The 21,566-nt window shown below is 69.8% G+C and carries 24 protein-coding genes; 21 read left to right on the top strand and 3 right to left on the bottom strand.

The window, feature by feature from the left end:
- Positions 1-3: 3 nt before the first annotated feature.
- From map to truA, 11 genes are all read left to right on the top strand, one after another.
- Positions 4-843 (top strand): type I methionyl aminopeptidase, encoded by an 840-nt coding sequence (map, locus tag JOD63_RS11380; RefSeq protein ID WP_211088102.1) that lies wholly within the window; start codon positions 4-6, stop codon positions 841-843.
- A 25-nt stretch (positions 844-868) separates the two neighbouring features.
- Positions 869-1,552 (top strand): DsbA family protein, encoded by a 684-nt coding sequence (locus tag JOD63_RS11375; RefSeq protein WP_045275501.1) that lies wholly within the window; start codon positions 869-871, stop codon positions 1,550-1,552.
- A gap of 155 nt (positions 1,553-1,707) precedes the next feature.
- Complete coding sequence (gene infA / locus JOD63_RS11370; RefSeq protein ID WP_018171468.1) at positions 1,708-1,929, top strand: translation initiation factor IF-1; 222 nt, start codon at positions 1,708-1,710, stop codon at positions 1,927-1,929.
- Between the two features lie 77 nt (positions 1,930-2,006).
- Positions 2,007-2,123: a 50S ribosomal protein L36 gene (gene rpmJ, locus JOD63_RS11365; protein WP_005050492.1), complete on the top strand. Its 117-nt coding sequence runs from the start codon at positions 2,007-2,009 to the stop codon at positions 2,121-2,123.
- A gap of 166 nt (positions 2,124-2,289) precedes the next feature.
- A complete protein-coding gene (rpsM, locus tag JOD63_RS11360; protein ID WP_045275465.1) occupies positions 2,290-2,664 on the top strand; it encodes a 30S ribosomal protein S13 in 375 nt (124 codons plus the stop codon).
- Positions 2,665-2,696: 32 nt separating this feature from the next.
- Positions 2,697-3,095 carry a 30S ribosomal protein S11 gene (gene rpsK / locus JOD63_RS11355; RefSeq protein ID WP_045275464.1) on the top strand — a complete coding sequence of 133 codons (399 nt, stop codon included), beginning with the start codon at positions 2,697-2,699 and terminating at the stop codon, positions 3,093-3,095.
- Between the two features lie 115 nt (positions 3,096-3,210).
- Positions 3,211-4,200, top strand: coding sequence for a DNA-directed RNA polymerase subunit alpha (locus tag JOD63_RS11350; protein ID WP_045275463.1), 990 nt, complete (start codon positions 3,211-3,213; stop codon positions 4,198-4,200).
- A gap of 45 nt (positions 4,201-4,245) precedes the next feature.
- A complete protein-coding gene (gene rplQ, locus JOD63_RS11345; protein ID WP_045275462.1) occupies positions 4,246-4,797 on the top strand; it encodes a 50S ribosomal protein L17 in 552 nt (183 codons plus the stop codon).
- 248 nt (positions 4,798-5,045) lie between these two features.
- Positions 5,046-7,220 (top strand): adenylate/guanylate cyclase domain-containing protein, encoded by a 2,175-nt coding sequence (locus tag JOD63_RS18240; RefSeq protein ID WP_157003981.1) that lies wholly within the window; start codon positions 5,046-5,048, stop codon positions 7,218-7,220.
- 9 nt (positions 7,221-7,229) lie between these two features.
- Positions 7,230-8,663 carry a mechanosensitive ion channel domain-containing protein gene (locus JOD63_RS11335; RefSeq protein WP_045275461.1) on the top strand — a complete coding sequence of 478 codons (1,434 nt, stop codon included), beginning with the start codon at positions 7,230-7,232 and terminating at the stop codon, positions 8,661-8,663.
- A 101-nt stretch (positions 8,664-8,764) separates the two neighbouring features.
- Positions 8,765-9,646 carry a tRNA pseudouridine(38-40) synthase TruA gene (gene truA, locus JOD63_RS11330; protein WP_045275460.1) on the top strand — a complete coding sequence of 294 codons (882 nt, stop codon included), beginning with the start codon at positions 8,765-8,767 and terminating at the stop codon, positions 9,644-9,646.
- Here the strand turns inward: truA and JOD63_RS11325 are convergent.
- Positions 9,531-10,007, bottom strand: a complete 477-nt coding sequence (locus JOD63_RS11325) for a hypothetical protein (protein WP_157003980.1) — start codon at positions 10,005-10,007, stop codon at positions 9,531-9,533. The genes truA and JOD63_RS11325 overlap by 116 nt on opposite strands.
- Before the next feature lie 92 nt (positions 10,008-10,099).
- Between JOD63_RS11325 and JOD63_RS11320 the strand changes: the two genes are divergently transcribed.
- From JOD63_RS11320 to glmM, 5 genes are all read left to right on the top strand, one after another.
- Complete coding sequence (locus tag JOD63_RS11320) at positions 10,100-10,798, top strand: endonuclease/exonuclease/phosphatase family protein (protein ID WP_045275459.1); 699 nt, start codon at positions 10,100-10,102, stop codon at positions 10,796-10,798.
- A gap of 726 nt (positions 10,799-11,524) precedes the next feature.
- Complete coding sequence (locus JOD63_RS11315) at positions 11,525-11,974, top strand: VanZ family protein (protein ID WP_045275458.1); 450 nt, start codon at positions 11,525-11,527, stop codon at positions 11,972-11,974.
- 191 nt (positions 11,975-12,165) lie between these two features.
- Positions 12,166-12,612 carry a 50S ribosomal protein L13 gene (gene rplM / locus JOD63_RS11310; RefSeq protein WP_045275457.1) on the top strand — a complete coding sequence of 149 codons (447 nt, stop codon included), beginning with the start codon at positions 12,166-12,168 and terminating at the stop codon, positions 12,610-12,612.
- A 25-nt stretch (positions 12,613-12,637) separates the two neighbouring features.
- On the top strand, positions 12,638-13,117 hold the full coding sequence (gene rpsI, locus JOD63_RS11305; RefSeq protein ID WP_045275456.1) for a 30S ribosomal protein S9: 480 nt from the start codon (positions 12,638-12,640) through the stop codon (positions 13,115-13,117).
- Between the two features lie 16 nt (positions 13,118-13,133).
- Positions 13,134-14,492 carry a phosphoglucosamine mutase gene (gene glmM, locus JOD63_RS11300; protein WP_045275455.1) on the top strand — a complete coding sequence of 453 codons (1,359 nt, stop codon included), beginning with the start codon at positions 13,134-13,136 and terminating at the stop codon, positions 14,490-14,492.
- Positions 14,493-14,542: 50 nt separating this feature from the next.
- Here the strand turns inward: glmM and JOD63_RS11295 are convergent, their stop codons facing one another.
- Positions 14,543-15,322, bottom strand: coding sequence for a hypothetical protein (locus JOD63_RS11295; protein ID WP_045275454.1), 780 nt, complete (start codon positions 15,320-15,322; stop codon positions 14,543-14,545).
- Positions 15,323-15,551: 229 nt separating this feature from the next.
- Positions 15,552-16,481, bottom strand: a complete 930-nt coding sequence (locus JOD63_RS11290) for a Ppx/GppA phosphatase family protein (protein WP_045275453.1) — start codon at positions 16,479-16,481, stop codon at positions 15,552-15,554.
- 113 nt (positions 16,482-16,594) lie between these two features.
- On the opposite strand from JOD63_RS11290, the gene coaA reads away from it, so the two are divergent.
- From coaA to tsaE, 5 genes are all read left to right on the top strand, one after another.
- Complete coding sequence (coaA, locus tag JOD63_RS11285; RefSeq protein ID WP_045275452.1) at positions 16,595-17,554, top strand: type I pantothenate kinase; 960 nt, start codon at positions 16,595-16,597, stop codon at positions 17,552-17,554.
- 88 nt (positions 17,555-17,642) lie between these two features.
- The gene (gene glmS, locus JOD63_RS11280; protein WP_045275451.1) at positions 17,643-19,493 is read left to right on the top strand and encodes a glutamine--fructose-6-phosphate transaminase (isomerizing); all 1,851 of its coding nucleotides are present in this window, start codon (positions 17,643-17,645) and stop codon (positions 19,491-19,493) included.
- Between the two features lie 81 nt (positions 19,494-19,574).
- Positions 19,575-19,946, top strand: a complete 372-nt coding sequence (locus JOD63_RS11275; protein ID WP_045275450.1) for a holo-ACP synthase — start codon at positions 19,575-19,577, stop codon at positions 19,944-19,946.
- A gap of 20 nt (positions 19,947-19,966) precedes the next feature.
- Positions 19,967-21,067 (top strand): alanine racemase, encoded by a 1,101-nt coding sequence (gene alr, locus JOD63_RS11270; RefSeq protein ID WP_084613490.1) that lies wholly within the window; start codon positions 19,967-19,969, stop codon positions 21,065-21,067.
- Positions 21,064-21,564, top strand: coding sequence for a tRNA (adenosine(37)-N6)-threonylcarbamoyltransferase complex ATPase subunit type 1 TsaE (tsaE, locus tag JOD63_RS11265; protein ID WP_045275448.1), 501 nt, complete (start codon positions 21,064-21,066; stop codon positions 21,562-21,564). The genes alr and tsaE overlap by 4 nt, the downstream gene beginning before the upstream one ends.
- Positions 21,565-21,566: the final 2 nt, after the last annotated feature.

Below are 21,566 nucleotides of genomic sequence, written 5' to 3'. Positions count from 1 at the left end.
GTCGTGGGACTCCGCCGCTCGATCTACAAGACGCCCGCCCAGATGCGGGCGATGGTCGAGCCCGGACTCATCACCGCCGCAGCGCTCGACGCCGCGCGCGCACTGGTGGCACCGGGTGTGACGACGCTGGAGCTCGACGCCGCTGCGTCCGCGGTCATCGTGGGGCGGGGTGCGAAGTCGAACTTCCAGATGGTGCGCGGGTACCGCCACACCATCTGCACCTCGGTGAACGAGCAGGTCGTCCACGGAATCCCCGGCTCGCAGGTGCTCGCCCCCGGCGACATCCTCTCGGTCGACGCCGGTGCCGAGTACGGCGGATGGAACGGCGACAGTGCGTTCACCGTGGTGATCCCGGATGCTGCGCGCCCCGAGGTCGTCGCCGAGCGCGAGCGGCTCTCGGAAGTGACCCGCGGCTCGCTGTGGGCGGGGATCGCATCTCTCGCCACCGCTCGGCGTCTCGCCGAGGTGGGCGCCGCGATCCAGGGCCACATCGAGGCGAACGCGCCCGAGCCGGGCTACGGCATCCTGCGCGAGTACGTGGGGCACGGCATCGGTCGCAAGATGCACGAGGCGCCGTCGGTGTTCAACTACCGCGTCTCCGACCCCGGGCCCGAGGTGCGTCCAGGCCTCGTGCTCGCGATCGAGCCCATGGTCGTCATCGGCGACCAGGCGACGTTCGTCGAAGATGACGACTGGACGGTCTCGACCGTCGACGGCACCGCAGGCTCCCATTGGGAGCACAGTGTGGCCGTGCATGATGACGGCATCTGGGTGCTCACGGCACCCGACGGCGGTGCGGAAGGGCTGGCGCCGTTCGGCGTGACGCCCGTGCCCATCGCCTGAGCACGACGAAAGAGGAGTGGCCGACATGGCTGAGGGAACGCGCAAGGTCAACTGGTTCGCGATCTGGGTGAGCGCCGCGGTGGTCGTTGCTCTCGTGCTGGTGACTGTGCTGGTCGTCTCGCTCAACAACGCCGGCACCGATCCGGGCGATCCTCCGCAGTCCGCCGTGATCGAGGAGGACACCGGCGCCATCCTCGTGGGGGAGGGGCCTGACCGCCTCGACACCTACATCGACTTCATGTGCCCCATCTGCAACCAGTTCGAGCAGGTGTACGGCGAGTCGATCCAGGGCCTCGCCGACGACGGCACCATCACGCTCGGCATCCACCCGATCTCGATCCTCGACCGCTATTCGCAGGGCACCGAGTACTCGACCCGCGCGGCCAACGCGATGTACTGCGTGGCGGTCGCCGATGCTGACGCCGCTGTGCCGTTCATGCAGGCGATGTTTGCGAACCAGCCCGAGGAGCAGTCCGAGGGGCTCACCGACGACCAGATCCTCCAGGTGGCGGCGAGCGTCGACGTGACGGGCATCGATGCATGCGTCACCGGCCAGGAGTACGCCGGGTTCGTCACGGCGATGACCGCCGAGACGCCGCTGCAGCCGGGGGCCTCCGGAATCGGGACGCCGACGATCGCCGTGAACGGCGAGGCGATCGCGAACGCCGACCTGCCCCAGCCCGACCAGCTGGCGACGCTCTTCGACTGATTCGGACCACATCCGTGTAGGGTTCGCCCGCGAGTTGCCGCGGGCCCACCTATCACGTATGCTTGTCCTTTGGTGCCGTGCGCCATCATCGGCGTGTCGCCGCACCAATCCATCCATCCGCAGACCGACCGGTCTGCACAAGTGTTAGCGAGCGTATGGCGAAGAAAGACGGTGTCATCGAGATCGAGGGCGTCGTGTCCGAGGCTCTGCCCAATGCGATGTTCCGCGTTGAGCTCAGCAATGGCCACAAGGTGCTCGCCACGATCTCCGGAAAGATGCGGCAGAACTACATCCGCATCATCCCCGAGGACCGTGTCGTCGTGGAGCTCAGTCCCTACGACCTCACCCGCGGGCGCATCGTCTACCGCTACCGCTAGACCGGTCGAGAAGTAACGCCCCAGGGCGCCCCGCAAGGGTGCCGCCTGCCCGGCGAAGACAGCGAAGAGAAGAAATCATGAAGGTCAACCCCTCCGTCAAGCCCATCTGCGACCACTGCAAGGTCATCCGCCGCCACGGCCGCGTCATGGTGATCTGCAAGAGCAACCCGCGTCACAAGCAGCGCCAGGGCTGACAAGGCTTGCCGGATGCCTCGTCCCGGGGCATCCGCGCCACACAACTGAATACGACAACGGCAGCATCAGAACCTCCTCCCGACCGGCTCGGGGGAGGGGACACCTCGGGCGGAGGCCCGGGCACCGATGCTGCTCCACACCTCCACTCACTCCCAGGAGAACCGCATGGCACGTCTTGCCGGCGTTGACATCCCGCGCGACAAGCGCGTGGTGATCGCCCTTACCTACATCTACGGCATCGGCCGTACCCGCTCGGTCGAGATCCTTCAGGCGACCGAGATCGACGAGAGCATCCGCGTCAAGGACCTCACCGACGACCAGCTCGTCGCGCTCCGCGACCACATCGAAGGCACCTACAAGGTGGAGGGTGACCTTCGCCGCGAGGTCGCCGCCGACATCCGCCGCAAGGTCGAGATCGGCTCCTACGAGGGTCTGCGCCACCGTCGCGGCCTCCCGGTGCGCGGTCAGCGCACGAAGACGAACGCGCGTACCCGCAAGGGTCCCAAGCGCACCGTCGCCGGCAAGAAGAAGGCGCGCTAAGGCGCGGCCCCAGGGTTTAGGAGAAAACGCACATGGCACAGGCCAAGTCCGCTGCGCGCAAGCCGCGCCGCAAGGAGAAGAAGAACATCGCGCTGGGCCAGGCCCACATCAAGTCGACGTTCAACAACACGATCGTCTCGATCACCGACCCGTCGGGCGCTGTCATCAGCTGGGCCTCCTCGGGTGGCGTGGGCTTCAAGGGCTCGCGCAAGTCGACGCCGTACGCCGCCGGCATGGCCGCGGAGTCCGCTGCCCGCCAGGCGCAGGAGCACGGCGTCAAGAAGGTCGACGTCTTCGTCAAGGGCCCCGGTTCGGGCCGCGAGACCGCGATCCGCTCGCTCCAGGCCGCAGGCCTCGAGGTCGGCTCGATCAACGACGTCACCCCGCAGGCACACAACGGCTGCCGTCCGCCGAAGCGTCGCCGCGTCTGATTCCCGGACTGCTGGGGCCCTGCTCGCGCAGGGTCCCGGCATCCGTCATTGACAACTCAACACCTCACTCACCGCACGTGTCATATAGCGGGCACGTGATCGAAAGGAACACATAGTGCTCATCGCACAGCGTCCGACTCTGACCGAGGAGAAGATCGGGGAGTTCCGCAGCCGTTTCGTCATCGAGCCGCTGGAGCCCGGCTTCGGCTACACGATCGGCAACGCGCTGCGTCGCAGCCTCCTGTCGTCGATCCCCGGCGCGGCCGTCACCTCGATCCGCATCGACGGCGTCCTCCACGAGTTCAGCACCATCCCCGGTGTCAAGGAGGATGTCACCGAGATCATCCTCAACATCAAGCAGCTGGTCGTCTCCAGCGAGCGCGACGAGCCCATCACCGCGTACCTGCGCAAGACCGGCGCCGGTGAGGTCACCGCCGCCGACATCTCTGCGCCGGCCGGTGTCGAGGTGCACAACCCCGAGCTCGTCATCGCGACCCTGAACGACACCGCGAAGTTCGAGCTCGAGCTCACCATCGAGCGTGGCCGCGGCTACGTGTCGGCGACCCAGAACCGCAACGAGTACGCCGAGGCGGGCCAGATCCCGATCGACTCGATCTACTCGCCGGTCCTCAAGGTCAGCTACCGCGTCGACGCCACCCGTGCCGGTGAGCGCACCGACTTCGACAAGCTGGTGCTCGACGTCGAGAGCAAGCCGTCGATCGACCCGCGCGACGCCGTCGCCTCGGCCGGTCGCACCCTCACCGAGCTGTTCGGCCTCGCCCGCGAGCTCAACGTCGAGGCCGAGGGCATCGAGATCGGCCCCGCGCCGGTCGAGACCGTGCTCTCGAACGAGCTGTCGATGCCGATCGAGGACCTCGATCTGTCGGTGCGTTCGTACAACTGCCTCAAGCGTGAGGGCATCAACACCGTTTCGGAGCTCGTCGCCCTCTCGGAGACGCAGCTCATGAACATCCGCAACTTCGGTCAGAAGTCGGTCGACGAGGTGCGCGACAAGCTCATCTCGCTCGGCCTGTCGCTCAAGGACTCGGTCCCCGGGTTCGACGGTGCACACTTCTACGCCGGCTACGACGACGAGACCGTCTGAGCCGTTCGGCCCACCGACCGACTTTTCCCACTGGAGTAACTGAGAATGCCCAAGCCCACCAAGGGTCCCCGCCTCGGAGGCGGCCCCGCCCACGAGCGCCTGCTGCTTGCCAACCTGGCCGCTGCGCTGTTCACGCACAAGTCGATCAAGACGACCGAGACCAAGGCCAAGCGCCTGCGTCCGCTCGCCGAGCGCCTGATCACGTTCGCCAAGCGCGGCGACCTGCACGCGCGTCGTCGCGTGCTGTCGGTCATCGGTGACAAGGAAGTCGTGCACGTCCTCTTCACCGAGATCGCGCCGCTCGTCGCAGACCGTGAGGGCGGCTACACCCGCATCACGAAGGTCGGCAACCGCAAGGGCGACAACGCCCCCATGGCCGTGATCGAGCTCGTCCTCGAGCCCGTCAACCCGAAGCCGAAGTCGGCCAAGAAGGCCGCCAAGGCCGAGGCTGCCCCGGTCGAGGAGGCCCCGGCCGAGGAGGCTCCCGTCGAGGACGCCGCCGCCGACGCCGGTGCGGAGTCGCAGGCCGAGGGTGCCGCCGCCGAGGCAGCAGCCGAGGATGCCGTCGAGGCGCCCGCCGAGGAGAAGTCCGAGTAATCGGCTGCCGGGCCCCGAGCCCGGCCCGGGCGCCGAGTACGCGCCCACCTGTGCAACCGCGAGACCCGCGGCCCTTCGGGGCCGCGGGTCTCGCTGCGTCTGCGGGCAGGTCGTCGCGACGGTCGGTATCAGGCCTGATACCCAGGGCTCTACCGTGATGCGGATCGCGGGCGCTAGGGTGGGCCCAACCTCGATGGGGATCGGGGGACGGGGACCTTGTGCGCGGCATCCGCGCCGAGAGGTGGGACGTGTCAGAGGCGACCGCAGCGGAGTCGACCAGTGTCTGGGTGGGTACCCCGCGCTCACGTCGGCGTGCGGGCCTGTCGATCTACTCGATCCTGCTCATCATGTTGCTGTCGGTGAGCGTGCTCTCGAGCATCGTGGTCGGTGTCATCGGGTACGTCAACGGCACCGAGGCCCTGCGGGCGATCGCGTACGAGCGTCTCGTCGAGATCCGCGAGAACCGCGCACGCGAGATGGAGCAGCTGTTCTCCAACATCGAGAGTGCGGTGCGCCTGGCCGCCCTCAACGACACGACCAAGCGCGCGGTCGAGGCGTTCTCGGAGGGGTTCGCCGAACTCGACGCGGGGCCGGTCGATCCGGCGCAGGCCGATGCGGTCGACGAGTTCTACCGCACCACGTTCGCAGCCGACCTGTCGGAGGCCGCGGGCGAAGAGGTGGCCGGCGACACGTTCGCGCCCCGGGGCGCCGCTCAGACCTACCTGCAGTTCAACTACGTGATCCCGTTCGCCTCGTGGGAGGAGGCGGTGCTCTCAGACGGCGCCGGAGACGGCAGTGCGTGGAGCGAGGCGCACCAGCGCTACCACCCCTACTACCGTGCGATGACCGAGCTGCTCGATTACGAAGACGTGCTCATGCTCGACACCGACGGCAACGTCGTCTACTCCGCGTTCAAGGGGGTCGATCTCGGCACCGACTTGTTCGACGGGCCGTACCAGCTCTCGAACCTCGCCACCGCGTACCGCGAGGCGATGGACCGCAACATCGTGGGCGACGTGGTGCTCGCCGACTTCGCCGCGTACTCGCCCAGTCTCGGCACGCCGGCAGCCTGGGCGGTGACGCCCATCGCCGACGACGGCGAAGTGGTCGGGGCTCTCGCCATCGAGCTGCCGATCGACCGGATCAACGGCGTGATGACGGTGGGCGAGGAGTGGGAGCTGAACGGCCTCGGTGCCACGGGCGAGACGTACCTCGTGGGAGCCGATCGTCTGATGAGGTCGGTGTCGCGCTCGCTGATAGACGATCCCGACGCGTACCGCGCGGCGGCGGTCGCCGCCGGCCTCTCGACCTCGCAGGCGGGCCTGGGCGTGCGCAACGGAGACACGCTCATGCAGCAGTCGGTGACGACGGATGCCGTCGACCGGGCGCTGTCGGGTCAGTCCGGCACCATCGTGGAGCGCGACTACCTCGGCCGCGACACGCTCGCGGCATATGCTCCGCTCGGCATCGACGGACTCGACTGGGCGATCGTCGCGCAGGAGACGTCGAACGAGGCGCTCGTGCCGGTGGAGGACTTCACGCGCAACCTGATCCTCTCCACGGCAGGCATGATCATCTTCGTCTGCCTGCTCTCACTCGTGCTCGCACAGGTGTTCGTGCGGCCGCTGCGGCGTCTCAAGACCGCGGCGCAGCGGATCGGCGCCGGCGAGGAGGGCGTCCAGGTGGACGCCGGGTCGAGCGACGAGCTCGCCGACGTCGCGACAGCCTTCAACGACATGAGCCGCAGCCTCCAGGCCAAGTCGCAGCTGATCGCCGAGCAGGAGCGGGCGAGCGAGCAGCTCATCCTCTCGTTCATGCCCGAGGGCATGGCGAGCCGCTACCGCCACGGCGACGATGCGATCACGCAGGAGAGCGACGACGTAACGGTGATCTTCGCCGACATCGTCGGTTTCGAGGAGCTCGCGCTCACCCTCTCGAGTGACGAGGCGGTGGCGCGTCTCAACGACCTCATCCGCACCTTCGACGAGGCAGCCGAGCGCCACGGGGTGGAGCGGGCGCGCACCACCCGGCAGAGCTACCTCGCGACGTGCGGCCTGGCCACGCCGCGCGTCGACAACGCCCGGCGCGCGGTGGACTTCGCCCTCGAGATCCAGACGATCCTCGAGCGCTATTCGACGCAGCAGGGCATCGACCTCACACTGCGCGCCGGGCTCGCCTCGGGCAAGGTGACCAGCGGTCTCATCGGGCGCGCGCGGATCGTGTACGACATGTGGGGCGACGCGGTGAACCTGGCGTTCCGCGTGCAGGACGACACCGATCAGCCGGGCGTCTACATCACTCAGCGCGTGGCGGACCGGCTGCCCGAGTCTGCCGCGATCACCCCGGTCGGCGAGGTCGACACGCACGAGGGCGTCCAGCGGGTCTGGAAGGTCTCGATCCCCGCCCCGATCGTCGAGGGGTGAGTCATCGACATGGGTGACATCGTCTCGCAGGAGTGGTTCTGGCCGGCCGTGATCGTCTCGGTCGGGCTGCCGCTGACGCTCATCGCCCTCACCGAGATGCACAACGCGCTGGCCCGTCGCGGCAGCCGCGCCGCACCGATCGTCATGATGGTGCGCAACTACCTGGTGCCCGTCGCCGGTGTGCTCGTCCTGATCAGCCAGCCCGGTGCGTGGCAGGGGTCCGGCACCTGGCCGCGCGTGGTCTGGACGATCTTCGGGCTCCTGGTCATCGTCGTCACCATCAACGCGATCAACCACCTCGTGTTCCATCGGGCGGAGAAGGGATCGTGGCGCGACCGGTTCCCGGCGATCTTCAGCGACCTCATCCGCTTCGTCTTCATCATCATCGGCATCGCCCTGCTGTTCTACTGGGTGTGGGGAGCGGATGTCGCGGGTGTGTTCGCCGCGCTCGGCGTGACCTCGATCGTGGTCGGGCTCGCGCTGCAGAACGCGGTGGGCTCGATCGTGTCGGGCCTCTTCCTCATCTTCGAGGCGCCGTTCGAACTCGGCGACTGGATCGAGACCGGCGGCATCCGCGGGCAGATCATCGAGGTGAACTGGCGCGCCATCCACCTCGACACCGGGAACGGCACGGTCATCATGCCCACGTCGGAGCTCGCGGAGGGCTCGTTCGTCAATCTCTCCCGAGGCCCCGAGCCGTATGCGGCTGTGGTCGAGGCGACGTTCGCGACGGACGACCCGCCCGGCAAAGTGCGTGAGCTGCTGGTGGCTGTCGCCCGCGATCTGCCGCAGGCCGCGCACGACCGGGCGCCGACGGCGACCACGAACGGCGGTGCGACGTACGCCGTGGCCATCCCGCTCGACAGCCCCGGCGACCTGTCCGCCGCCGTCGACACCTTCCTCACACGCCTCTGGTACGCCGCGCGGCGCGCGGAGCTGCACCTCGACGGCGATGCGACCGACGACTGGCGCACGCCGGGCCGGCTGCAGGACGCCCTGCACCAGATCGTGCCCCTGCTGAGCCTGCGGCCCAGTGAGACCGACGCGCTCGTCGCCCACGCGCGCCTCGAGCGCTACAGCGCTGGCGAGGCCATCCTGCGCCCGGGCATCGTGCCGGTCGAGACGCGCTTCATCCTCTCGGGCACGGTCGACCTCATGATCCCGACCGATGACGGCGCGACGGTGACGGTGACGGAGCTCGGACGCGACGATGCCGTGGGCCTCACCGCTCTCTCACGGACGCAGACGATCTCGCGGGCGGTCGCCACGAGTGAGGTCGATGTGGTCTCGCTGCCGGTGCGCGTACTCGATGACATCGTGCGCGCGCATCCGGTCGTGGCCCGCGAGATCGTGCGCGAGAGCGAGAACCGCGTGCAGCAGGCGCGGCTCGCGCTGGCGGCAGTGGGAGCACGGCTCCCGCTCGCGCGGCGTGTGCTCGGCTGACCAGCGCCCCGTCCTGCGCAGCGCGGGACAGCGCGCACGCCGGCTGGCCGCATAGGCGCCACCGCACACGCCCGCCCAGAGCGCGCGGCTACGCTGGGTGGGTGCGCATCCGTCTCGACATCGCCTACGACGGCACGCACTTCCGCGGGTGGGCGCGTCAGCCGACCCTGCGGAGCGTGCAGGGAACGCTCGAAGACGCCATCGCCCGTGTGCTCGGCGGTGAGCCGCGGCTGGTGGTGGCCGGGCGCACCGACGCCGGCGTCCACGCGCGCGGCCAGGTGGCCCATCTCGATCTCGACCCGCAGCAGGAGGAGCGCCTGCGGGCGCGCCGCTCTCGGGCCGGCGGGGAGACTCCCGACCCCGTCGAGACGCTCGCCGCACGACTCACCGGCGTTCTCGGCGGCTATGCCGACGCGGCGGTGCTGCGCACCTCGATCGCGCCGGAGGGGTTCGACGCCCGGTTTTCGGCGGTGTGGCGACGGTACGAGTACCGCATCGCCGACCGGCTGTCGGGGTACGACCCGCTCGAGCGGCACCGGACGACCACCGTGCGCGCCGATCTTGACGCAGCGGCGATGGATGCAGCGGCCCGCTCGCTGATCGGGCTCCACGACTTCGCGGCCTACTGCAAGCCGCGCGAGGAGGCGACGACGATCCGCACCCTCCTCGAGTTCGACTGGCACCGCGACGGCGACAGTGTGCTCCTCGCCAACGTGAAGGCTGATGCGTTCTGCCACAGCATGGTGCGCGCCCTCGTCGGCGCGTGCGTCGCCGTGGGGGAGGGGCGTCTCGCGGTCGATGACGTCGCCGACATCCGCGACGAGGGCGAACGGGTGCCCGAGGTGAAGGTGCTGGCGGCGCGGGGTCTCACGCTGACCGAGGTGGGATATCCCGCCGCTGGACTGCTCGCCGCGCGGGCCGAGCAGACGCGCGCGCGGCGCGACCGCGAACCGGGCGCTCCACAGCCCGACCCATCACGATGACGTCGGCGATCGCGGTCGCCGTGACCCGGGCTGCCGGGAGCGCGTCGTCGGCGATCGCGGCGGCGAGCGTGGCGGCGGCCTGTTCGATGCGACGTGCACGCTCGAGCGCTGCCTGCGCCGCACCGACGTCGGCCGTCGCGGCGGCATAGTCCGCGCGCAGGCGGGCACGGCCCGCCTCATCCATCGTCATCGGGTGGAGGTCGCGCTCCATCGCGTCGGCGACGCGGTGACGCGTGTGCTCGCACTGGCGGAGGTGCTTCTCGGCGGACACGCGGGCGTCGCCGGCAGCGACGAGCGTCGCGTGGAGGGCGTCGCGCTGCGCAGCAGCGGTGTCGGACGGGACCGGCAGGGAAATCGTCATCAGATGCTCCAGATCGCGTTGGCCTATGAGTGTGCTCGGTGTCGGCGGTACGTCACCCGTTCGACACGTCGTGCACGTATGGTGGAGGCGGTATGAGGGTGATTTCGTACAACCTGCGCAAGCATCGGGCCGCCGGCGAGCTGGCCCACCTCGTCGAGCGCTACAACCCCGACGTCCTCTGCCTGCAGGAGGCCGACACGTCGGCGATCCCCGACGAGATCGAGGGACTCCATCTCGCCGATGCGACGCAGCGCAACCGTCTGGGCCTCGCGGTCTACTACCGCCGCAACACCTATCGCGCCGTCGAGGTGCGCGCCCTGGCGCTCAAGAAGTCGCTGCACGACCGGGTGCTCAAGCCCGCAGAGGAGCGTCTGCTGGGCGTGCGGCTGCACGACATCGATCACGGTCGTGAAGTGATCGTCGCGTCGTTCCACGCCGCTCCGCTCACCGCACTCAACTCGCTGCGTCGTCATCAGATCCGCACGGCGCTCACCGAGCTCGAGAGCCTCGGCCGCGGGGTGCCGGCGCTGATGGTCGGCGACTACAACTACCCGGTCTTCAAGGAGCACCTGGGTCAGCACGTGCGTGCGCAGGGGTTCGAGCTCAACCTCAGCGACTCGCGCACGTACACGCGCTACCGCTTCTTCCGCGGCCACTACGACTTCGCGACGTCGATCGGCTTCGAGATCGACCGCGTGCGCACCCTGCCGCAGGGATCGAGCGACCATCTGCCGATCCTCATCACGGCTCAGCCGCTGGAGACGCGGAAGACGGCGGCTGGCGCGGCCTGAGTCGGCGACCGCCTGCGAGACGAGTCGTCGCGGTGCTGGGGAGCTGTCGTGCTCGCCGGGCGGTGGATCCACATCGTCGGGGATCGCACCGCGCGGCGGCCGGAAGAACTCGCGCCCGCCAGAGGGGGGCTTCGGCGGGCGCGACACGAGTCCGAACTGCTTCGCGGTGAAGCGTGGATGACCGACGGTCAAGCGCAGGGGGGATGCGCGCGTCCGACGGACTGCCGGTGGTGCGAGGGAACGAGTTCGGGCTCGTTGGCACCACCATAGCGGTTCTCGAGGCTGAGCGGAAAGTGAGAAACGAATGAGAATGCGGAGGGTGTGGAACCGCTCCCTCCCGCGTCGATTCTCGGCCTCGGGGAATCCTGTCTCAGAGACAGTTGTGGCCCCCTCAGGGAGGTGCTGGGGGACACTCTCCTCGAGGGGGCCTCACGCTGCGATCGCCCGCTGGAGTCACCTCGACGGCGGAATCGGAAGGAGACTGGGGAATCCCATCCCGAAGCGATCGTCGCGTTCGTCTACAACGGTACGCCTGTCGGTCGGCGTTGGGTGCCCCTCGCCGTGATGTCTCATGGAACCCTCATACGGCGTTCAGGGTTGATGTCGCGCCCGCGGCTGCGCTCCCGAGGTGTCGTAGGGCTGGCCCGACCGGGCATCGCGCGCGTAGGCTCTGCCCACAGACTCGCGCAGCACCGCCGCCGCGCCCCGGCGGACGGAGGTGGGCGGATGACTCTCGACGTGCGCCGTCGCCCCGCCGTCGTCGTGCTGGCGATCTACTGCGCCCTGCTGATCGTCGTCGCACTGTGGCCGACTCCCGTCGATCTGCAGGTGCGCGGAGTGCTCCGCGACATCGCGGCGATGTGGCCCTGGGCCGGCTATGCGCTGGTCGAGTTCATCGCGAACGTCGTGCTTTTCGTGCCGTTCGGTCTCCTCGGCGGCGCGATCATGCCGGCTCGGTGGGTGCTCGTGGTGCCGGTCTCCGCTGCGGCGGCGATCGCGATCGAGGTGGGGCAGGCGCTCCTGCTTCCGCAGCGCACGGCGAGCCTGGCCGACGTCGTCGCCAATGTGCTCGGTGCGGCCATCGGCGTCGCGATCTTCAGTCTGGCCAGCGGGCGGGCGCATCGGCGTCGGGCCGAGGGTGGGCCTGCGGCCGTCGAAGCGGATGCTCCGCGCTGAGCCGGGCGTTCGGGCCAGGCATCCTCATGGTGTAAACTGTTTCTTTGGTGTCCGGCTCTGCTGAACCGGCACCGCGAACGTGAGCCCTCCACTGGCGTGTTCTTCCCCTCGACGAGTTCGAGGATCACGACGAACCACCCCGGAGTGGGATTCACGAACCTCTCCGTTCGACTCAAGAAAGCAGCACTATTGTGACGCGTACTTACACCCCCAAGGCGGGCGAAACCCAGCGCGAATGGCTGGTCATCGACGCGACCGACGTCGTCCTCGGCCGTCTCGCCTCGCACACCGCAGCGCTCCTGCGCGGCAAGCACAAGCCCACCTTCGCGAACCACATCGACACCGGTGACTTCGTCGTGATCATCAACGCCGACAAGGTGGCCCTCACCGGCCAGAAGCTCGAGCAGAAGAAGGCCTACCGCCACTCGGGCTACCCGGGCGGCCTCACGGCGGTCACCTACTCCGAGCTCATGGAGAAGAACCCCGTCCGCGCTGTCGAGAAGGCCGTCCGCGGCATGCTCCCCAAGAACAGCCTCGGCCGTCAGCAGCTGTCGAAGCTGAAGGTCTACCGCGGTGCCGAGCACCCGCACGCGGCCCAGCAGCCCAAGACGTACGTTTTCGACCAGGTCGCCCAGTAAGCGCCGGACAGACAAGGACACACTCGTGGCGAAGATCGAAGAAACCGAAATCAGCAACTACTCGACCGAGACCCCTCTCGACGAGTCCGTCACCACCATCGAGCGCCCCGTGCTCTCGGTCTCGGGTGCGGCCGTCGGTCGTCGCAAGCAGGCCATCGCCCGCGTGCGCGTCATCCCGGGCTCCGGCACCATCACCGTCAACGGCCGCACGTTCGAGGACTACTTCCCGAACAAGCTGCACCAGCAGCTGATCACCGACCCGTTCACGGTGCTCAACCTCACCGGCGCGTACGACGTCATCGTCCGCATCTCGGGTGGTGGCCCCTCGGGCCAGGCCGGCGCCCTGCGTCTCGGCATCGCCCGCGCGCTCAACGAGATCGACGCGGAGAACAACCGCCCGACGCTCAAGAAGGCCGGTTTCCTCTCGCGCGACGCCCGCGTCATCGAGCGCAAGAAGGCTGGTCTCAAGAAGGCCCGCAAGGCTCCGCAGTACTCGAAGCGCTGATCGGCCTCCACTCCGTATGCCGCTCTTTGGCACGGATGGGGTGAGGGGGCTGGCCAACGGCCCCCTCACCGCCGATCTTGCGCTCACCCTGGCCCAGGCGACCGCCGTCGTCCTGGGCCAGGGCCGTTCTGCCGACGCGCGACGCGCGGCCGGCAAGCGACTCACCGCCGTGGTCGCCCGCGACCCGCGGGTGTCGGGCGAGTTCCTCTCCGCCGCGGTCGCGGCCGGGCTCGCCTCGTCGGGTGTCGACGTGTTCGACGCCGGCGTGCTCCCCACCCCGGCGACCGCGTTCCTCATCGCCGACATCGACGCCGACTTCGGCGTGATGGTGTCGGCGTCGCACAACCCCGCGCCCGACAACGGCATCAAGATCTTCGCGCGCGGCGGTGTCAAGCTCCCCGATGTGGTCGAGCAGCGCATCGAGAGCGCCATGTCGGGGCCGAAGCTGCAGCCGACCGGCGCCGAGGTCGGACGCATCCGCCGCTTCGCCGACGCGGAGGATCGCTACGTCGTGCACCTCCTCGGCTCGCTCCCGCATCGGCTGGACGGCATCCATGTCGTGCTCGACTGCGCGCACGGCGCGGCCTCGGGCGTCTCGCCCGAGACGTTCAAGGACGCGGGTGCTCGTGTCACCGTGATCGGCGCCGATCCTGACGGCTGGAACATCAACGACGGCGTCGGCTCGACCCATCTCGACAAGCTCGCCGACGCGGTGCTCGCCCACGGCGCCGACATCGGCATCGCGCACGACGGCGACGCCGACCGCTGCCTCGCGGTCGACGCCGCGGGCCGCGTGATCGACGGTGACCAGATCATGGCGATCCTGGCCGTGTCGATGAAGGAGCGCGGCCACCTCGCGGGCGACACCCTCGTCACCACCGTGATGAGCAACCTCGGCCTGCACCGCGCCATGGCCCACCACGGCATCCACGTCGAGACCACTGCGGTCGGCGACCGCTACGTGCTCGAGCGCATGAACGAGCGGGACTACTCGCTCGGCGGCGAGCAGTCGGGTCACGTGATCATGAGCGAGTACGCCACGACCGGCGACGGCCTGCTCACGGGCCTGCACCTGGTCGCCGAGATGGCGCGCACCGGGAAAACCGCCGCCGAGCTCGCCTCGATCATGACCGTGTACCCGCAGCTGCTGGTCAATGTGCGCGGCGTGGACCGCACGCGCGCGGCGACCGACGAGGTTGTGGCGGATGCCGTCGCCGCCGTCACCGCCGAACTCGGTGACACCGGGCGTGTGCTGCTGCGCCCCTCGGGCACCGAGGAGATGGTGCGCGTCATGGTCGAAGCGGCGTCGGAAGAGGACGCCCGCCGTCACGCCGACGCACTCGCCGACGTGGTACGCGAGCGACTCGCGCTCTGATCTCGCTGGGGTGAGGGGGTGCACGCCGCCGCGTGCACCCCCCTCCCGGCTCAGCGGTCGCGCCGCCGCGACACGGCGACCGCGTGACCGCCGACCGCGAGGGCGAGGAGGCCTGCGATCGCGGCGAACGGCACCCACCACATGCTGGTGCCGGTGGCGGCGAGGGCCGAGGGATCCTCGGACGCCGCGGCGCTGGCCGACACCGCAGCCGTGGTGACGGTGGGCGTCGCGACGCTGTTCGCGAGGGGAGCAGGAGTCGCCGTCGGCGACGACTCGGCGAGGGGCGTCGTGGGTGTCGTCGGTGTTGTCGGTGTCGGTTCCGGCGTCGCGGCCTGCTCGGACGGTGCGACAGTCGGCGACGGAGTCGGCGTCTCGGGCTCCGGTGTGGGTTCGGTCGTGGCGACCGGGCAGCCGAGCACGGTCACGCGCGGGTCGGGGTACGCGACCTGCCCGCTGGTCCATGACGGTTCGGCGTCGTCGGCCTCGGCGAATCCGAAGGCCGCTGCCGACGTGAGCGAGAGGTCGTCGCACGAATAGCCGAGCAGGGTCGTGGTGTAGTCCCAGTCCTCGCCGGCAGCGTAGAGCTTCGGGCCGAAGCGGTGCAGGTCGCCGTTCGGCGCTTGGACGACGGCTGCGCCCCAGGCGGGCACCTCCGAGAGATTCGTCGTGTCGACCGTCACGGTGACCTGACCCGCGACGGTGAAGTCCAGGATCGTCGTGGTCGATCCTTCTATCCCGTTGGCAGCGCTCGCGGCGGTGCCGCTCAGACCGATGCCGATCGTTGTGATGAGGATCGCTCCGGCGATCGCAGGCGTCTTCCAGTGCTTCATGGCTTCCCCCCGGGAAGGCTCAATGGCGCGCGGTGAGCGCGATGCACCGGTGACATGAAAAACGGCCACCGTGGCATCGGTGCCCGTTTGATGAGAATCAGATTAGAGCGCGGTCATTTCAGGGACATGACGAGGCCGTGAAGCGTCGGCAACCGATCGGGTCTGCCGCACGGGGTTCGGTACCCACGGGCAGCTCGCGTCTGCCGCGTGAGCACCCGCGATCGCGCGGCTACCAGCCGAGCTCTTCGATGTAGCGCAGCAGCACGCCTTCGCGCAGCGCCCACGGCGACACCTCGAGCTCGTCCACGTCGAGAGCGCGCATCGCCTCGTGCAGCACGACGGCGCCCGCGACGATCTGGAACGCACGATCGGGCGTGATGCCGGGCAGCTCCTGGCGGGCGCTCGCGGGGATGCGCGCGAGCCGAGGGATCCACGAGCCGAGAGCCGCGCGCGGCAGCACCATCCGCTCGATGCCCGACCATCCGGGCACGGGGTAACCGACGAGCTTCGCGAGCGAGCGGATCGCCTTGGACGACCCCACGACGTGGTCGGGGCGGGGGAGTGAGCCGAACGCCTCGGCCACCGGTGCGAGCGTCGTGCGCGCGTGGTGGCGCAGCTTCTCCACCGCGTCCTCGCCGGGCGGGTCCTGGGGGAGGAACTGGATCGTCATGCGACCGGCGCCCAGGGGGACGGATGCCGCGGCATCCGGCATCTCGTCGCCGCCGGCGGCGATCTCGAGCGATCCGCCCCCGATGTCGAACAGCAGGATCTGCCCGGCAGCCCAGCCGAACCAGCGGCGTACGGCCAGGAAGGTGTAGCGGGCTTCGCTCTCGCCGCCGAGCACCTGCAGTGGCTGGCCGAGCGCCGCCTCGATGCGCGCGATCACCTCGGCGCCGTTCGCGGCTTCGCGCACAGCGCTGGTGGCCGTGGCGAGGAGCTCGTCCACCTTCTCGGATGCCGCCACCGCGCGTGCATCGGCCACCGCCGCGACGAGCGCCGAGACACCCTCCTCGGTGATCTCGCCGTCGGGCCCGAGGTACCGCATCAGGCGCAGGACCGTGCGCCGGCTGGTCGTGGCCAGCGGCCTGCCACCTGGCCGAGCGTCGGCGACGAGCAGGTGGACGGTGTTCGAACCGATGTCGAGGACTCCCAAGCGCACGGGGACACACTAGCCGTCGCGCGTGCCGCCGCCGGGCGTGTGACCGTTCGGCGCGGGGCGGACGGGCGGGCGCGGCATCCGTCATCGACTGCCGAGCGGCTACGATAATCGCGATGTCCGCCGACGAACAGGCCACCGCCACCGCAGCCCCCGCGCTCTCGCTCTACCGCGAGATCGACCGCTCCGAATGGGCCCGGTTGGCCTCGGGCATCGCGCAGCCGCTCTCCGAGACCGAGATCGTGCAGATCCGCGGCCTCGGCGACCGCCTCGACATGGCCGAGGTGCGCGAGGTATACGTTCCCCTGTCGCGCCTGCTGTCGCTGTACGCGGAGTCGACCAAGCGGCTCGGCGCCGACGAGTCGGCGTTCCTCGGCGACAGCGACACGACCACCCCGTTCATCGTCGGCGTCGCAGGTTCCGTCGCCGTCGGCAAGTCGACGATCGCGCGACTGCTGCGCGAGCTCACCAGTCGCTGGCCGGGGACGCCCCGGGTGGAGCTGGTCACCACCGACGGGTTCCTGTACTCCAACGCCGAGCTCGAGCGGCGGGGTCTCATGGAGCGCAAGGGCTTCCCCGAGTCGTACGACCGGCGGGCGCTGGTGTCGTTCCTCACCGAGGTCAAGAGCGGCGCGGCGGAGGTGCGGGCGCCCTTCTACTCGCACATGCGGTACGACATCGTGCCCGACGCCGTCGTGACCGTGCGCCGGCCCGACATCGTCATCGTCGAGGGCCTGAACGTGCTGCAGCCGCCGCCAACGCCGAACGACGTCGCGGTGAGCGACCTGTTCGACTTCTCCATCTACGTCGATGCGGCCGCAGAGAACATCACCCAGTGGTACGTCGATCGGTTCCTGGCGCTGCGACGTGCGGCGTTCAGCAACCCGAACTCGTTCTTCAACGTGTTCGCGCACCTGAGCGACGACGAGGCGGTCGAACGGGCGCTGCACTTCTGGAACACCATCAACCTTCCCAACCTCGAGGAGAACGTGCTGCCCACGCGGCACCGCGCCAACCTGGTGCTGCAGAAGTCCGCCGACCACACAGTCGAGACGGTGCTGCTGCGCAAGTTGTGACGGACAGCCCCGGGCCTCTCAGCGGGGATGAGAGGCATCCGTCATTCGTTCGGGCTCCGTGCAAACCCCCGCGCCTACCATTGGGGGCATGTGCGGAATCGTCGGATACGTGGGCCCGCGGCCCAGCGAGCCCATTCTGATCTCGGGTCTCTCGCGCCTCGAGTACCGCGGGTACGACTCCGCCGGCATCGCGGTCATCGACGCCCAGGGTGATCTCGGCATGCGCAAGCGCGCCGGCAAGCTCGCGGTGCTGCGCGACGACCTCGCCGCGCACCCGCTCGCCGCCGGCACCACCGGCATCGGGCACACCCGCTGGGCGACGCACGGCGGTCCGACCGACGGCAACGCGCACCCGCACCTGGCCGACGACGACAAGCTCGCCGTCATCCACAACGGCATCATCGAGAACTTCTCCGAGCTCAAGGCCGAGCTCCTCGCGGAGGGCTACACGTTCCGCAGCGAGACCGACACCGAGGTCGCCGCTGTGCTGCTCGGACGCGAGTACCGGGCATCCGGTGATCTCGTCACGGCGTTCCGTGCGGTCGTCTCGCGGCTCGAGGGCGCTTTCACGCTTCTGGCGCTGCACGAGGACCAGCCGGGACTCGTCGTCGGCGCACGACGCAACTCGCCGCTCGTGATCGGTCTGGGCGAGGGGGAGAACTTCCTCGGCTCCGACGTCGCCGCGTTCGTCGAGTACACGCGCAGTGCGCTCGCGATCGGCCAGGACCAGATCGTCGCCATCACGCCGGGCGGCGTCGAGGTCACCGACTTCGCCGGCGCATCGGTCGAGGTCGAGCCGTTCGAGGTCACCTGGGACGCCTCGGCGGCCGACAAGGGCGGCTGGTCGTCGTTCATGGCCAAGGAGGTCTCGGAGGAGCCCGAGGCGGTCGCCAACACGCTCCGCGGCCGCATCCGCGACGGCGAGGTCGTGATCCCCGAGCTCGACGGACTCGACGAACTGTTCACCGACGTCTCGCGCATCATCATCATCGCCTGCGGCACGGCTGCCTACGCCGGCCAGGTCGGCAAGTACGCGATCGAGCAGTGGACCCGGGTGCCGGTCGACGTCGAGCTCGCCCACGAGTTCCGCTACCGTGACCCGGTGATCGGGCCCGACACGCTCGTCGTGTCGATCAGCCAGTCGGGCGAGACCATGGACACGCTCATGGCCGTCAAGTACGCACGGGAGCACGGCGCGCGCACCCTGTCGATCTGCAACACCCAGGGTGCGACCATCCCGCGCGAGTCCGACGCCATCGTCTACACGCACGCCGGCCCCGAAGTCGCCGTCGCCTCCACCAAGGCCTTCGTCGCGCAGATCACCGCGCTGTACCTGATGGGGCTGCACGTCGGGCGCATCCGCGGCACGATCTCGCCGGCCGACGCCGCGGATCACGTGCGCGAGCTCGAAGCCGTCCCGGGCAAGATCGCACAGATCCTCGAGCGCGAGCAGCCCCGCATCGAGCAGTTCGCCGGCTGGATGGCCGACACCCGCTCGGTGCTGTTCCTCGGCCGTCACGTCGGCTACCCGATCGCCCTCGAGGGTGCGCTCAAGCTCAAGGAGCTCGCCTACATCCACGCCGAGGGCTTCGCCGCCGGTGAGCTCAAGCACGGTCCGATCGCCCTCATCGAGCCCGGGCAGCCGGTGTTCGTGATCGTTCCGTCGCCGCGCGAGTCGGCCGAGATGCACAAGAAGGTCATCTCATCGATCGAGGAGATCCGCGCGCGCGGCGCCCGCGTCATCGCGATCGCCGAAGAGGGCGACGCCGCCGTGCTGCCGAAGTCCGACGAGGTGCTGCGCATCCCGCTCGCCGGAACGTTCTTCGAGCCGCTCCTGGCCGTCGTGCCGCTGCACATATTCGCGATGGGCCTCGCGACGGCGAAGGGCCTCGACGTCGACCAGCCGCGCAACCTGGCGAAGTCGGTCACAGTCGAGTAGCCGCCGGATGCCCTCACGGGCGATCGACGGACCGGACGGTATTCTGACGGATGCCGCGCCCCGCGGCCCGCAGGAGGACTGATGATCGTCGGGATCGGCGTCGACCTCGTCGACATCGCGCGCTTCGAGCGCACGATCGAGCGGACGCCCCGGCTGCTCGATCGGCTGTTCTCGGCCGCGGAGCGCGAGCTGAAGCCGCACTCGCTCGCGGCCCGCTACGCCGCGAAGGAAGCGCTCATCAAGGCTCTCGGCGGCTCCGACGGCGTGCACTGGACCGAGATCGAGGTCACCCCCGAGGCATCCGGTCGCCCGTGGTTCACCCTCACCGGGTCGACTGCCGAGGTCGTCGCCCAGCGCGGCATCGGCACGCTGCACCTGTCGATGTCGCACGACGGCGGGTTCGCCACCGCGTATGTGGTCGCCGAGTCGACCGGGGCGGGGGTCGCCGCGTGAGTGCGCTCGCGGCCGGGGTGATGCGCGAGGCGATCATCGACGTCGGCGCCATCGAAGACAACGTGCGGCACCTCCGCCGCCTCACCGAGAGCGACGTGATCGCCGTGGTCAAGGCCGACGGCTACGGTCACGGCGCGGTGCGCGCCGCGGTCGCCGCGCTCGCCGGCGGGGCGACGCGACTCGGGGTGGCCGACATCGGTGAGGCGCTCGCGCTGCGCCGTGCGGGGATCGACGCGCCGATCGTCGCCTGGCTGCACGCGCCCGGAGCGGACTTCTCCGATGCCGTGGCGAGCGGCGTCGAACTGGGGGTGTCGAGCTTCGTGCAGCTGCAGGCGGCTGCTGCCGCGGCCGGCGGCGGGCATCCCGCCCTCGTGCACCTCAAGCTCGAGACCGGGCTGTCGCGCAACGGCATCGCCCCGGCTGACCAGCGGCTCGTGTTCGCCGAAGCCGCGCGTCTCGAGCGCATCGGCCGGCTGCGTGTGGTCGGGCTGTTCAGCCACCTGTCGAACACCTCCGTCGAAGACGACCGGGCCGCGATCCGCGCGTTCGACGCGGGCGTTGCGCTCGCAGCGTCGCTCGGCGTCGCTCCGCCGCTGCGGCACATCGCCGCCACGAACGCGGCGATCGACCTGCCCGAGGCCCGCTACGGCTGCGTGCGCCTGGGCATCGGCATCTACGGCATCTCGCCGTTCCACGATCGCACCTCGGCCGATCTCGGCCTCCGGCCCGCGATGACGCTGCGTGCGGCAGTCGCCGCGGTGCGTCGGGTGCCGGCGGGCACCGGGGTGTCGTACGGCTACACGCATCGCACCGAGACCGACACGACCCTCGCGCTCGTGCCGCTCGGCTACGCCGACGGCGTGCCGCGGCAGGCATCGGGCCGCGGTCCCGTGCGCATCGGCGGCCGCACCTTCCCGGTGGCGGGCCGCATCGCCATGGACCAGTTCGTCGTCGACGTCGGCGATCACCCGGTGGCGGTCGGCGACGAGGCCGTGCTGTTCGGCGACCCCACCCTGGGCGCGCCCGCCGCACGCGATTGGGCAGACGCGGCCGACACGATCGACTACGAGATCGTCACGCGCATCGGCACCCGCGTGCCGCGCACGCAGGTGCGCGAATGAGCGGCGTCGATGACCTCGTCGGCGAGCGCGAGATCGCGTCGCCGGGCGAGATGGAGGCCCTCGGCGAGGAGATCGGGCGGATGCTGCGCCCCGGCGACCTCGTCGTGCTCACCGGTCCGCTCGGTGCCGGCAAGACCACGCTGACCCGCGGCATCGGCTCGGGCCTCGGCGTGCGCGGGCCGATCCAGAGCCCCACGTTCGTGCTCGCACGCACGCATCCGTCACTGGTCGGCGGCGCGCCGCTGGTGCACGTCGACGCCTACCGGCTGGGGTCGTCCGCCGAGCTCGACGACCTCGACATCGACTTCGACGCGTCGGCGGTCATCGTCGAGTGGGGGCGCGGCATGGTCGACGGGCTGCGCGATCACTGGTGGGAGATCGAGATCGACCGCGAATGGCACGGCCGCGGGGTCGACACCGCGTGCGGGATCACGGCGCACCAGGACGAGCTCGACGCCGACACCCCGCGCCGCGTCACGATCTCGCGCCGGGCGTAGCG

This window comes from Microbacterium terrae (assembly GCF_017831975.1).
GTDB lineage: Bacteria > Actinomycetota > Actinomycetes > Actinomycetales > Microbacteriaceae > Microbacterium > Microbacterium terrae.
Note: the sequence above shows the minus strand (reverse complement) of the source record. Positions and strands in the feature narration are given on the sequence as shown.